12 protein-coding genes are annotated in these 12,864 nt (G+C 40.2%); 4 read left to right on the forward strand and 8 right to left on the reverse strand.

Annotation, left to right across the window (positions count from 1 at the left end):
- Positions 1–48: 48 nt before the first annotated feature.
- The 3 genes from NMK36_RS00410 to NMK36_RS00420 are packed head-to-tail and all read right to left on the reverse strand — an operon-like array spanning position 49 to position 2,916.
- Complete coding sequence (locus tag NMK36_RS00410) at positions 49–969, reverse strand: transposase (RefSeq protein ID WP_254172698.1); 921 nt, start codon at positions 967–969, stop codon at positions 49–51.
- Positions 970–1,005: 36 nt separating this feature from the next.
- Positions 1,006–2,112 (reverse strand): saccharopine dehydrogenase family protein, encoded by a 1,107-nt coding sequence (locus NMK36_RS00415; RefSeq protein WP_254172735.1) that lies wholly within the window; start codon positions 2,110–2,112, stop codon positions 1,006–1,008.
- 15 nt (positions 2,113–2,127) lie between these two features.
- Positions 2,128–2,916 carry a cyclic nucleotide-binding domain-containing protein gene (locus tag NMK36_RS00420; RefSeq protein ID WP_072718856.1) on the reverse strand — a complete coding sequence of 263 codons (789 nt, stop codon included), beginning with the start codon at positions 2,914–2,916 and terminating at the stop codon, positions 2,128–2,130.
- A 174-nt stretch (positions 2,917–3,090) separates the two neighbouring features.
- Here NMK36_RS00420 and cobJ point away from each other — a divergent pair, with 174 nt between their 5' ends.
- The gene (cobJ, locus tag NMK36_RS00425) at positions 3,091–4,941 is read left to right on the forward strand and encodes a precorrin-3B C(17)-methyltransferase (RefSeq protein WP_254172736.1); all 1,851 of its coding nucleotides are present in this window, start codon (positions 3,091–3,093) and stop codon (positions 4,939–4,941) included.
- 83 nt (positions 4,942–5,024) lie between these two features.
- Here cobJ and NMK36_RS00430 read toward each other — a convergent pair whose 3' ends face one another.
- The 3 genes from NMK36_RS00430 to mnmA all read right to left on the reverse strand — a co-directional run bounded on the left by NMK36_RS00430 (position 5,025) and on the right by mnmA (position 8,424).
- Entirely contained in the window at positions 5,025–5,690 is a 666-nt protein-coding gene (locus NMK36_RS00430) for a peptidoglycan-binding domain-containing protein (RefSeq protein ID WP_072718858.1), read from the reverse strand.
- An 84-nt stretch (positions 5,691–5,774) separates the two neighbouring features.
- On the reverse strand, positions 5,775–7,055 hold the full coding sequence (locus NMK36_RS00435) for a M16 family metallopeptidase (protein ID WP_072718859.1): 1,281 nt from the start codon (positions 7,053–7,055) through the stop codon (positions 5,775–5,777).
- Between the two features lie 280 nt (positions 7,056–7,335).
- Positions 7,336–8,424: a tRNA 2-thiouridine(34) synthase MnmA gene (mnmA, locus tag NMK36_RS00440; protein ID WP_072718860.1), complete on the reverse strand. Its 1,089-nt coding sequence runs from the start codon at positions 8,422–8,424 to the stop codon at positions 7,336–7,338.
- Between the two features lie 142 nt (positions 8,425–8,566).
- Between mnmA and NMK36_RS00445 the strand changes: the two genes are divergently transcribed.
- The 3 genes from NMK36_RS00445 (at position 8,567) to NMK36_RS00455 (ending at position 11,912) form a co-directional block, all read left to right on the forward strand.
- Positions 8,567–9,535 carry an SPOR domain-containing protein gene (locus NMK36_RS00445; protein ID WP_254172737.1) on the forward strand — a complete coding sequence of 323 codons (969 nt, stop codon included), beginning with the start codon at positions 8,567–8,569 and terminating at the stop codon, positions 9,533–9,535.
- 69 nt (positions 9,536–9,604) lie between these two features.
- Complete coding sequence (locus NMK36_RS00450; protein ID WP_254172738.1) at positions 9,605–11,176, forward strand: NAD(P)H-hydrate dehydratase; 1,572 nt, start codon at positions 9,605–9,607, stop codon at positions 11,174–11,176.
- A 13-nt stretch (positions 11,177–11,189) separates the two neighbouring features.
- A complete protein-coding gene (locus NMK36_RS00455) occupies positions 11,190–11,912 on the forward strand; it encodes a M23 family metallopeptidase (protein WP_254172739.1) in 723 nt (240 codons plus the stop codon).
- Here NMK36_RS00455 and NMK36_RS00460 read toward each other — a convergent pair.
- Both NMK36_RS00460 and NMK36_RS00465 read right to left on the reverse strand, forming a co-directional pair.
- Positions 11,909–12,331, reverse strand: coding sequence for an NUDIX hydrolase (locus NMK36_RS00460; protein ID WP_072718864.1), 423 nt, complete (start codon positions 12,329–12,331; stop codon positions 11,909–11,911). The genes NMK36_RS00455 and NMK36_RS00460 overlap by 4 nt on opposite strands.
- A gap of 51 nt (positions 12,332–12,382) precedes the next feature.
- Positions 12,383–12,781: a hypothetical protein gene (locus NMK36_RS00465; protein WP_072718865.1), complete on the reverse strand. Its 399-nt coding sequence runs from the start codon at positions 12,779–12,781 to the stop codon at positions 12,383–12,385.
- Positions 12,782–12,864 lie beyond the last annotated feature (83 nt).

Genomic DNA, 12,864 nt, shown 5'->3' on the forward strand with positions numbered 1-12,864 from the left:
CACATTAATAATAACTAATGAATTTTATCTCTGATATGCAATCATTTCTCAAAAGAATTCTGGGCAATTCTTAGATGGTAATACAATCGCTCCTATTCGCCATCTTATTAATCCACATACTGTCAAGATTATTGCTTCATAATTTTGCCTCTTTAACCGAAATCTTTCTGAAGCAACTCGATAAATTTTTATCAGTCTTATTAAATGTTCGACTACAATCCTTTGTTTAGCTTTTAATCGATTTTCTTCTTGCTTTTCAGCCGATATCTCTTGATTCCTCGGTTTCTTATGTGGTGTATTAATTGCTGTTTCTCCTACATAAGCTTTATCCCCTCTGTATTTTTGATTATTCCCCAATTCCTGGCTTCTTTCTCTCCACAATTTCAGATCACTTGTTGCTCCGGTATAACCCACAGCTACATCCACTATTTCTTTTCCATTTGGCATGACAATGACTTGATTTTTAAAGGTATGTGTCTTTTTCTTTCCTGAGTAATATTTTTTCTGCTCTTCATTGTCTGTTGGTCTTTCCCTGGGCTGTTCATAGCTATCTACTACTAACTCAAATTCCACCAGAATTTTTTCTACCCACTCCCAATCACTCTCGTTTTTTTTTACTTGCTCTAGCAAACTCGCTGGTAGTAATTCTCTCAAGATTTTTATCCAGTTATGGAAAATATCATTCGCTGTTGATTCACTGACTTCAAACTGTAACCCTAACATTTGAAATGTGGGCATTTGATGCAGATAAATTAGAGTCAGTAAGATTTGTTCCTCCACAGATAATTTCTGCCGACGACCCCCACCTGCTTTAATCAACCTGATTTTAGTTTTTTCTTTTTCCTGTCGTTTTTCTTCTTCTAATAACTCCGCAGCTTGAATGAGTTCTATCATCTGTTCATATTCCATCCCTAATAGCCTTTTTGCTTGCTGGGGATTCTTGTCCAGATAGTCTCTTAATTTACTCATCTCTAATCCGGGGTAAAATTTAATTTTATCATCTTTTTACCCCTCCTTTTTTCTATTTTGGAGATGTCTAATGTTAATGCCTCGGTTGTTCATGGCGGCTTCAAATAAGGGAGTTGATAATACTTGTTCAACGGGCCAAACACCGGGTTTTTGCAGTTCTCCGTTTAAGCATAATTCTGCAATTGTTCCAGTTCCTATTCCCGCAATGGTAGCGGTATTTTCATGAACAATTGTTGAACAATAATCAACGGTTTTTCCTTGTTTAATTCCGGTGACACAAGACCGAACTGCTACCCCAATTCCACTCCAAATATCCGTAACATTGGTCATGCGATAACTGACTTGGGATAGAAACTCAATTACGGCTGGATTTTGTAACCAACTCGCCGGCCACCAATGGGCAACACTCCAGGTTAAATAATTATAAAAATCGGGAACTGTACCGAATTTTGTGATAACTGTTTTAGCTGGAAAAGAGTCTACTAAAGTGAAACATTCCGGCATATCAAACCAATAAACTCCTGTTTTTCCGTAGGGGGGAGGAAATTCAATGGTTTCTCGTTCACTATAGGGTTTAATGGTTTTCCATTCTCCATTTATCCACACTTCAAACGGACGTTGTAACCCGATAAATGTGGTTCGCATCACCGTCATTCCTGCACCGCCAGACCCCCCAACGACATAACTTAAATGGATTTTTTCAACTTGATCAAATTGTTCAACGCCTTGACGAACCATGCTATTAGAAATACCAGGGAAAATACCGGTATTAATAATAGCAGTAACTCCAGCTTTTTTAGCAGCTTCCGAATGCTCTAAAATCCGACTTGTAAAGCCACGATTATCGCTCACATCAATATAATTAACATTCTGTTGGATACAAGCTTGCAACACCCCAGTATCTCGATAATGAAATGGCCCTGCACAGTGGATGACTAAATCGGAATTTGCGATCGCAGTTTCTAATTTTTGTTGATCTTCTAAATCCAATTCTAAAACCTTAAACCGAGGATTAATCGCTCTATTTCCCGTCAGTTTCCGTCCAGTAATGGTAATTTCAGCAGAAGTATGTTGAGCTAAATCCTCAGCAACACTGTTGCCAATCCGTCCTCGACCTCCTAGAATTAAAACTCGCTTGTTCATAAGGGTTAATGTCCTTTATTCTAAATATTGAAAAACTGCATTAGCCGTTAATAAATTGGTAGCAAACAAAACTTGCTGCAAGTCACATAACCTCGATAAAGCTTCAATAGCTGGGGGATTAGATTCGCTTGTTGTCGGATCGCGTAGATACACAATCGCTTTAACCTGATCTAATAAAATTCGGGAACCAATGGCTGTTTCTCCTAAAATTAAATAATGAGATTCAATGACTTCGCTAACGGTTAAATTTGTTGTATCCTCTAAAAAAATCTTGAATTTATCAGAGGTAATAATCGAAAATTTTTCAATAATATGAAGATGATCCTTGACTAAATTAATCAAATCGGAAAATAAATTATTATCCGCTAATAATAGTATGATTTCTGTTGTATTTTCGGGGGGATTTTTGCGTAATTTATTCACCAGATTCCGAGTTGCCAAACTGATTAATTTAACGGCGACATAGGGTTGTTTTAATTTTAACTTTTCAATATCATCAAAAGTCATAATCGCGATCGCTCCATCACTGGCCGCAATAAAATCTGAGCGACGACCTTGGATAAATGCCATTTCCCCTAAAATATCTCCTGGGGTGCGACTGGTATTTTCCATCTGATCTCCCATAACGCTGACTTCCCCAGAGAGAATAATCCCAAAGGAGGAATCCTGACCTGTTTGGGGCAGAATCACTTGTAAATCAAAGAACTTGTGAATCGAAAAATACTCACTAATCAGTTCGACTTCTTCTGTATAAAATTCTCTAAAAATATCTAACTTTAATAATAATTCCGTTTTCTGATCCATTACAGATGCTCCGCCTTTTTACCTAAAATAAAATATTGATAACTTGATCCTAGGCTTTGTCCCGTTCAACACTTGATCAAGACTTAACTTTTTGTGAATCAATCAGAGTCTTCCCAATTTACAATCAAAAAGAAACAAGTTCTTTATTCTAATCTATAGTTGTCACCCCAACCGATGAGTTTTTCCCAATTTCAATCGTTTCAACCCATTGCTGCTATTGCCACCACCCCCCAGGCTCTACAACAACTTCAACCCCTTTGTCAAGGTTTAAATGCCATTTTGTGGATACCCAACACACTCCACCCCTTACCTGGAACACAAGTCTATTCCGGCTCTCTATCGGAACACCTAGCAACGCTTTGGTCAAGTCACCGAGGGTTTATTTTTGGTTTAGCCGCTGGTGCTGTGGTGCGATTAATCGCTCCTTTATTACAGCATAAATCCAGTGATCCTGCGGTTGTAGTGCTGGATCAAACCGGAAAATTTGTCATCAGTCTCTGTAGTGGACATCAAGGCGGCGCTGATCAACTAACTCGTTTAGTTGCCCGACAATTGAACGCCACACCTATTATTACAGGGGCGACTAACGCTTTAGGATTACCAGCGCTAGATTTATTAGGGCTTCCCTTTGGTTGGCGACAGGGGCCAGGAGATTGGACAGCCGTAAGTGGGGCGATCGCCAGGGGAGAACAAGTTAACGTGTTTCAGGAGGTGGGTTCAACGTTATGGCAAACAACTTTACCCCCCGCTCATCCTTTTGATTTTACCCCGAATTCAGAGGCGAAATTTCACATCTGTATTAGTTCTCAACGTCGATTATCAGATACAATTCAAGTTCAGTGGTTTCCCAGGGTGTTATGGGTGGGAATAGGCTGTGAACGCAACACCCCTAGAGCATTGATTGAGAAGGCTATTGAGCAAACTTTACAACAGTATAATTTAGCGGAAGAAGCGATCGCAGGAATCGCCACTCTGGATATTAAAGGAGATGAACCGGGGTTAGTGGAGTTGTGTCAAGCCAAGCATTGGCCGTTACGCACCTTTCCCTCGGAAGTTCTGCGGGAGATAAAAGTGCCTAACCCGTCTAAGGTTGTTGAAGCCGAAGTGGGAACCCCTAGCGTCGCTGAAGCCTCCGCATTACAAGCCGCAGGAGTAAAAACGTTATTCGTTTCTAAGCAAATTTACCGAGATCAGTTACCAAGTGCTTCAACTTCCAACCGCATCGGACAGGCGGTAACGGTGGCTATTGCCCAAGCTGAACAGGAATATACTGGACGCACGGGACAGTTATTATTAGTTGGAATTGGCCCTGGTGAATTGGATCAAATCACTCCTGCGGCTCAAACAGCCATTGTCCAAGCGGATGTGGTCATTGGATATTCCTTGTATTTAGACTTAATTCGGCCTTTATTTCGTCCCGGTCAGATTGTTGAATCCTATCCCATTACCCAAGAACGTCAACGGGGAGAACGGGCGATTGATTTGGCTCAATGGGGGTTAACGGTGGCGGTGGTATCATCGGGGGACTGTGGCATTTATGGTATGGCGGGGTTAGTGTTTGAACAGTTACGCGCTAGGAGTTGGGATGGCAAAACTCCGATGGTGCAAGTGTTTCCGGGGATTAGTGCGTTACAGGCGGCAGCAAGTCGGGTGGGAGCTCCCTTAATGCACGATTTCTGTGCGATTAGTTTGAGTGATTTATTAACCCCTTGGGAGGTCATTCAAAACCGATTAAAAGCGGCAGCCCAAGCAGATTTTGTGTGTATTTTATATAATCCGAGATCGCGCACCCGCACAGAGCAATTACACACTGCTAAACGCATTTTTTTAGAAGCTCGTTCTGGCAATACTCCTGTCGCAATGGTTCGTTCTGCCTATCGTTGTGATGAGGAAATTACTATAACTACTTTAGAACAGTTTAATCCTGATGCGGTGGATATGTTAACAACAGTATTAATCGGAAATCAAAGCACGGGTATTTATGAAAATTGGATGATTACACCGAGGGGATATTTGGGGAAATAGAATAGAAATTGGGTTTGTGAATTCCTATTTTTTGAGGGTTTATAATTCTAGGGTTCGTAATGGAGCGCCCTACAATTATCCTATCAACGTAACAGAACCATCCAAGTTTCCGACCCAACAACGCCATCGGATTTGAGTTTAAATTCCGTTTGGGCGGCTTTAACCGCTAATTGGGTTTCCGGGCCAAATACCCCATCAACGTCACCTTTGAGAAATCCCTTCGCTTTCAAACGTTCTTGTAACCCTGTGACTGCTATTCCTTGCATTCCCAGACGCAATATCGGAAAACTAGGGTTATCGGGTGTAGTCGCTGCTGTTGCTGTATCCGTAGAATTACTGACAACAGGTTGCTGACAAACGGTATTATTTGTAACTGATGTAGCGGTGGAAGTTACAGGGGGAAATAAACGGTTCCAGGTTGTACTATCCGTAATGCCATCTGCGGTTAACCCGGCGAAGGTTTGAAACTCAGAAACGGCTTTTGCTGTTGCTTCCGAATAAATGCCATCAACAGCCCCCTGATAATATCCCAATAATTTTAGGGTCGCTTGCAGTTCAGAAACGTCCTTTCCCCGACTCCCCATTTGCAATACCGGGCGACTGACTTCTACGGCAATTTTTACCGGAGATAGATTCGGGGTTTGGGCAATTGCTGACGGTATCAAATTTAACCCGATAACAAATACGGAGGCTATGGGTAAATAACGGTGAATCTTGAACTTAAACCCTTGATGATTCTGTTGCTGCATAACAATCCTCCTCCCACCTTAACTTTAAGATTTCTGCCTGGTTATTGTACCAGCCAGAGGAAGGAGTTGAAAGCCGGAAAAAGCCTAGGACTGGGAACTTACAAAGGCTTCGGGGCCAACGACGGAAAGATAAGGTTCAATGAAATAGTGGTTAGCGACTCGTAAAGCTTCTGCTGAAGTCACCCCCGCAATATTAGTCTGAAATTCCGTATCAAATTCTATCCCTAACCCTAAACATTCGTACCAGCCATAGATTTGCGCCAGTTGGGAGTTGGTTTGTTTTCCTAAAGCATATTGACCCAAGAGTTTATTTTTAGCCACTTGCAAATCATCTGGCGTTAAGGGAATATTGACGAGACGTTCAACTTCTGTGCGTAACCCCTCAATGGCAATATCGGTATTTTCGGGTGCGGTTCCCATGTACACGACAAATTGAGACTGGTCGAGGCGAGTGGGAAAAAAGGCAGATACATCGTAAGCTAATCCTCGTTTTTCCCGCAATTCCACAAATAACCGACTCGATAAGCCATTTCCCAGATAGGTATTTAAGACTTTTAAGGCTGAATAGTCTTCATGGTTGACAGAACTGGTTAAATAGCCCAACATGACAACGGACTGTTGGGTTTCTTGAGGGGTAATGGCGCTTTGAGGATGAGGGGTTAAGGTGGGTAAGGATAATGTCGGTAAAGAAGTTTGAGGCGCTATCCAGTCGCCAAATACCCGTTCAATTTGTTCCATCGCGGCTTCTGGGGTAATGCGTCCGGCGATGGAAATAATTAAATTATCAGGACGAAAATAGGTTTGATGGAATTCTTGCAGGTCGGCGCGGCTGAGTTGGGAAACGCTGGCTTCGGTTCCCAGGGTCGATAAAGCGTAGGGGTGATGTTGGTACATCTGGTGTCGCAGTTGTTCAAAAGCGACAGAAAAGGGTTGTTCCCGTTGTGAGCGAATTCCCTGAATGGTGATGCGGCGTTCGAGTTCGATTTCGTCTTCGGGAAAAGAGGGAAACCGTAATAATTGCGCGGTTAAATTTAAAATATTTTCAAAATCGGAAGCAACAGTTTTTAGACTGATTAAAAAATAATCCGTTGACGTGTCTGCATTCAATTTAGCTCCAACGGATTCAATTTGTTCGGCAATTTCCAAGGAGGAAAGTTGGTTGGTTCCTTTGGTTAATACAGTGGCTAATAGATGGGAAAGTCCTGATTTTTCCTGGGGTTCCCAGCGGCTTCCCGTTCGCAAAAATAAACGAGTTGCAATAATATCAGCCGCCGGATTTTCGGTGACAAGCAGCACAATTCCGTTATCGAGAACGGTGCGATGGACATTACGAATGGTGGTGGATGGAATTAAAGTTTGGGTCACAGTTCCTCTGTTTTCCTTTGTGGTTGGGGATTAAGATCGGCGTTACTGCACTTTTTAGCACAAATAGACCCCTATTTGTAATCCGTGATTTTTTGGAATTATGTTTTGATGTTGAGCATCGGTATCAGTGAACCCAGTAAAATCCTATGTAATCTTACAGTTGTTTAGGATACAATTTTTTAAATTGCTCCGTACTCTTACGCAAGGAATCAGTTTTGCTGTTATTTCTCAACATCTTAAAAGGGTTAAATTGAATTCAATTTAACCCTCTAGGTAAAACTTATTTTTGCTGTTCAATAATTCCCCCTCCTAAGACTAAATCTCCGTCATACCAAACGGCGGCTTGACCCGGAGTAATCCCAAAGATAGGTTCATCAAAAATGAGTTTAACGCAAGACCCAATATTGGGATCAAGTTCTTCTGCTTCTGGGGAATTAAGGGGAACAACGGTAACGGGTTGAGGTTGTGACCGATAACGAATTTGCACTTCGGCGCGAATGGGGGTATCGGGTGGTGAAATCGACACCCAATTGACTCGTTTAATCAGACATTCTGTTTGAACAGCACTATCTCTATCCCCAACAATCACTTGATTTCGACCTGCATCAATTCCCACAACATATAACGGATTGGGGGCAGAAATTCCTAATCCTTTTCGTTGTCCAATGGTATAATGATGAATGCCTTCATGGTGTCCTAAAACTTTCCCCGTTGTATCAACAATATCGCCTTTTTTCCCGGTAATATATTTATCCAAGAACGCTTGCATGGAACCATTGGCTTCCACTAAACATAAATCTTGGCTTTCGGGTTTATCGGCGGTTTTTAAGTTATATTGACTGGCAATTTTACGGGTTTCAGTTTTGAGGACTTCTCCCAAGGGAAATAGCGTTCCAGCGAGTAAATCTTGGGTGAGGTCGTATAAAAAATAAGATTGATCTTTATTGCGGTCTACGGCTCGTTTTAATTGATAGCGATCGCGAGTTTCATCATAGTTAATTCTAGCATAATGACCCGTTGCAATCCGATCAATTCCTAACTGTTCACGGGCATAATTTAACATCGGCCCAAACTTCACCGCGCGGTTACATTGAGAACAAGGTAAGGGTGTAATTCCGTCTCGATATCCATCCACCAGATAGTCTACAATATAGGTTTGAAATAACTCTCGACTATCAACAATATGATGGGGAATTCCTAATTGTTCACAAATAGACGCTGCATCCACCATTCCTTCAGAACAGCATTGTCCTTTTCCCTTCATTAGCCACAGGGTTAACCCCACCACCTCATAGCCTTGGTTGTGTAACAAGGCGGCGGCGGCGGAACTATCGACTCCACCGGAAAGACCAACAACAACTTTGCTCATGATCCCATCAGAATAACTTGCCAATTTCAAGAAACTCACTTAACTTTAATTTTAATGTTGACTGATCTGTCAGTTCTGATTACTCTGGATTCACTAACTTGCCAACATCAATCGAACTCACTCAAACCGGGAGGACGTTAAAATGTCAGTCTATTCTATTGTAATACAGAAAAAAACAAATGGGTTGATCAATTTTTTATTGAAAATTCCCCTATTTTCTACCCTAATGCTATTGGGGGGATATGGATGGATAGCCAACCCCGTTTTAGCCGAACAACGTTATGGGGTTTATGTCAATGGAGATAGCCCTTTATTATTAGAAGTGGTGCAACAAGTTCAACCCGGAGCCATAATGCAACGCTATAATAATCGCAGTATTATTGATCTGGGAATTTATTTTAATCAAAGTGAAGCTCAACAACTGATTGAAACCTTAAAACAACAAGGCGTTCAAGGAAATATTATTAACTTTAAAACCGGAGAAGATTTTAATAATCCGGTAACGGTAAATCCGATGATTATTCCCCTAGACCAAACAGATGTAAAAGTGATTACCACTTCTATTCCTCCCGGTCAAGTTCCCGTGACAACAGACTTGGGATTATATCAAGTTTTTGTGAGTCCAACAACTACTTCTTTAAGTGCTGTGCGCCGACTTTCTCCGAATGCCAGAACTTTAACTTATCAAGGGCAATCTGTGATTCAAGCGGGAAGTTTTGTTAATTTGTCGAATGCCAATCAACTCCAACAAAATTTGGCTTTAGCTGGAATTTCTTCGACTATTATTAATAGTACAGCGCAATTACAAGCGTTTTTAGCGAGTATTCCGACTGTTCCCAATGTTGTACCAACTCAGCCTAATTTTAATTTGGGTTTAGGCAATACCAACGGTTATTTTATTTTAATTCCTAGTCAACGGAATCAACTGGTTGCTATGGCTCAAAATATTGTGGCGTTGGGAGTTCCTTCTCAAAGTGTTCAGATGCAACAAGCCGCTTCTAATCCTTTCGTTGCTGTTGGCCCCTTTGCTAATCAACAGTTAGCACAACAATGGGAAAATTACCTCAAAAGTTCAGGATTACCTCGTGCTACGATTTATTTTGGGAGATAATTTTGGGCGGGAAGGGGCACAAGCCCCTACGATATTATAATAGGGTGATATTACATAGTTTATGATTTTATGAATTCTGAAATAAGATCCGAAAAAATTCAACAAATTGTTGTTACCGCAGAACAAATGCGAACTATTGAAAATCGGATTTTTTCTGCGGGAATGCCTGTGGCTGCGTTAATGGAAAAAGTGGCTCTTAAAATTACCCAACGCTTACAGAAGTTTTTATCGGAAAACTCAATAACCTCCTCAAATAAAATCGGGATATTAGTAGGGCCAGGACATAACGGTGGTGATGGGTTAGTTGTCGCTAGAGAATTATATTTTCTAGGGTATCCTATTATTATTTATAGCCCTTTTTCTAAACGAAAAGAATTAACCGAGGCTCATGCTAACTATGCCGTTAGTTTAGGAATTCCAGTTTCTTCTAATATTGAAGAATTACAAACCTGTGATGTTTTAATCGATGGCTTATTTGGATTTGGTTTAGAACGACCTATCGCTGGAGAACTTGCTAACGCTATTGATACCATTAACACTGGGAATAAATGGGTTATTAGTATTGATTTACCATCGGGAATTCATACCGATACGGGAGAAATATTAGGAACCGCAATTCGCGCTGATTTAACTCTCTGTTTGGGTTTATGGAAACAAGCCTTTTTACAAGAGGTCGGATTAGATTATATTGGAATAGCAGAACTGATTGATTTTGATATTCCCTTAACAGATATTCAAGAAATTTTAGGGAAATCTTCCTTTTTAAATCGTATCACTTCCTCAACAGCAATTCAGACTTTACCCCTCCCCCGTTCTGCCAATTCCCATAAATATAAAAATGGTCATTTATTAATCATAGCAGGTTCAAAACAATATACCGGAGCCGCTATTTTAGCCGGACTGGGAGCCAGAGCAAGCGGGATTGGAATGTTATCCATTGCTGTTCCGAATTCGATTAAATCCTTACTCAGTTCGACATTACCCGAAGCCTTAATTATCGGTTGTCCTGAAACGGAAAATGGAGCCATTCTCAAACTTCCAGAAGATATCGATTTAAGGCGGTATCAAACTATTGCCTGTGGCCCTGGATTAACCCCAGAAGCTCACCTTATTGTTGAAACGATTTTAACAGCAAATTGTCCGATTATTTTAGATGCAGATGCTCTTAATATTTTATCTAAACTCAATCCCTTTTTTACCCTATCTTCTCGTCAATCTACCACGATTATAACCCCCCATTTAGGAGAATTTAAACGTTTGTTCCCTGAATTAATAGAATTAGAAAAAAATAAAATTAATTTAGCGAAACAAGCTGCTGAATTAACCCAAACCATTATTGTCTTAAAAGGGGCAAGAACCTGTATTGCTACCCCAAATCAAGTTTGGATTAATCCTGATAGTACCCCGGCTTTAGGTCGAGGGGGAAGCGGTGACGTTTTAACGGGATTATTAGGAGGGCTGTTACCCCCTATTATTTTAGCGGAAAAACCTGTAGAATCAATTGTTAATAGTGCAGTTTGGTGGCATTCTCAAGCTGGAATTTTAGCAGCAAAAGAACGCACGGAATTAGGGGTTGATGCCTATACCTTAACGCAATATTTAATTCCCGCTTTAAGGCAATTTATAAAAACAAACTCATAGGGAATAATTTACCATGAAATTACAAATTATAGAACATACGGTTTTTAAACTTCATCCCGTTACTGCTGAAGCTATCTCTTATAACGAAAAAATAGGGGTTCATTGTGATACAATCTTTGAAATCGAAAGTTATTCTGAAGCAGAAGAAAACCATTTAAAGGTTAATTTCTTATCTCCAAAACCCAAAAATATGACCACTTGGTTTGTTCTTTCTCATCAAGTTAAACTTTTAGAAAATGATGAAGAATTAACCACCTCTCGTTCAGTTTCTTCGGCTTCCTTTGCTACTTCTAATTCCGAGTGGATATGGCCGATGACAGGAACCAGTATGGGTTCAGTGGCAGAATTTGGTTATGCTAGAGGCAGACTTCATGCAGGAGTTGATATTGGCGGATATACACCTGATGAATGTTATGCTGCCAGTGATGGTATTGTGGATTATATTAAAAATGATTGCAGTGGTGCAGAAGGTCGGGCAATTTATATTAAACGTTCCGATGGTTGGGAACACGTTTATTTTCATTTACAATCGATTCGGGTTAAAGTGGGTCAAAATATTACCAAAGGTCAATGGATAGGGGTGCGAGGAGGTTCAGGGTTTGGTTATGAAGGATTAGAAATTGATGGCGGAGGCTATTCCATTCATCTGCATTTTGAAGTCCGTCAACCTAATGGCGAATCTATTAATCCTCGTTCTATTTTACCCAATGATGGCAGTGTTCCGATTGTAGGTTAAATTAACTTCTGAGTGATAAAATCTAACAAAATCCTTTGATGAGGAGTTCCAATTAACCTCACCATTCCTGCTTTGTGAGAATAACATTCTCCAGCTTTAATATTCTCGGTGGTTAACAAACCCATATCCCATCCTTCATTTAAGACTAATTGACTTAAATCAACCGTTAAAGGAGCATAAAAAACAAAACGATTAACCAGAGAATCACCATACTCTTTAAACAGAACTAAATCAGAAACTTGATAACCAATTTCTTCAATTAATTCTCGTTTCAAGCACAATTCTGGCGTTTCTTCCCCTTCCAAATGTCCGCCAAATAATCCCCAAACCCCCGGATGAATAATTCCAGGAATATTATCTCGCAATTGAAATAAAAACTTTCCTTCTCGATAAAGAATTGCCAAAGAAACTTGAATCATAATTATCAGTTATCAGTTATCAGTTATCAGTTATCAGTTATCAGTTATCAGTTATTCTCGTTTAATTTCTTTAAGATAAACTTCTCCAATATCTTTGCCTTTCATATCTTTAAGTAAAATACTTTTATATTCGACTTTACCCTGAATTAATAAGTCTTGGTTAAGGGGGGGTAAGGGTTGAGTTGTGAATACCCAAATAGAACCTGTATTATCTTGGAGTTGATAAGCACCTGCACCTAAAAATGGTGCATGGCTTTCCACTTTACCTCGTAGATAAACTTTAGCACCGATTTTCTGCCTTTGTTGAAGTTGATCAATTTTAGCAGTGTTCAAATTAATCCAAGTTTCCGAAGGAGTAATACTCCCACAACCGACTAATCCGGTCACAAATAGTAATACAATACTCAGGGGCAACCTTGGGGTGAACTTCACTGGAAATGCAAGGGTCATAGAGTCTGGAATCTCAAATAAAATTCTTTTCTCAAGCCTATAACCTTTCGTGAGAAAAAGATTAAATTTATAGGTAAAATTAT

The organism is Planktothrix pseudagardhii (assembly GCF_904830925.1).
Lineage (GTDB): Bacteria > Cyanobacteriota > Cyanobacteriia > Cyanobacteriales > Microcoleaceae > Planktothrix > Planktothrix tepida.

Coding starts and splice junctions, on each gene's coding strand:
- NMK36_RS00455 (WP_254172739.1), top strand. CDS start 11,190: ATGAAATTACAAATTATAGAACATACGGTTTTTAAACTTCATCCCGTT.
- NMK36_RS00450 (WP_254172738.1), top strand. CDS start 9,605: ATGAATTCTGAAATAAGATCCGAAAAAATTCAACAAATTGTTGTTACC.
- NMK36_RS00465 (WP_072718865.1), bottom strand. CDS start 12,781: ATGACCCTTGCATTTCCAGTGAAGTTCACCCCAAGGTTGCCCCTGAGT.
- NMK36_RS00445 (WP_254172737.1), top strand. CDS start 8,567: ATGTCAGTCTATTCTATTGTAATACAGAAAAAAACAAATGGGTTGATC.
- NMK36_RS00410 (WP_254172698.1), bottom strand. CDS start 969: ATGAGTAAATTAAGAGACTATCTGGACAAGAATCCCCAGCAAGCAAAA.
- cobJ (WP_254172736.1), top strand. CDS start 3,091: ATGAGTTTTTCCCAATTTCAATCGTTTCAACCCATTGCTGCTATTGCC.
- NMK36_RS00420 (WP_072718856.1), bottom strand. CDS start 2,916: ATGGATCAGAAAACGGAATTATTATTAAAGTTAGATATTTTTAGAGAA.
- NMK36_RS00430 (WP_072718858.1), bottom strand. CDS start 5,690: ATGCAGCAACAGAATCATCAAGGGTTTAAGTTCAAGATTCACCGTTAT.
- NMK36_RS00415 (WP_254172735.1), bottom strand. CDS start 2,112: ATGAACAAGCGAGTTTTAATTCTAGGAGGTCGAGGACGGATTGGCAAC.
- NMK36_RS00460 (WP_072718864.1), bottom strand. CDS start 12,331: ATGATTCAAGTTTCTTTGGCAATTCTTTATCGAGAAGGAAAGTTTTTA.
- mnmA (WP_072718860.1), bottom strand. CDS start 8,424: ATGAGCAAAGTTGTTGTTGGTCTTTCCGGTGGAGTCGATAGTTCCGCC.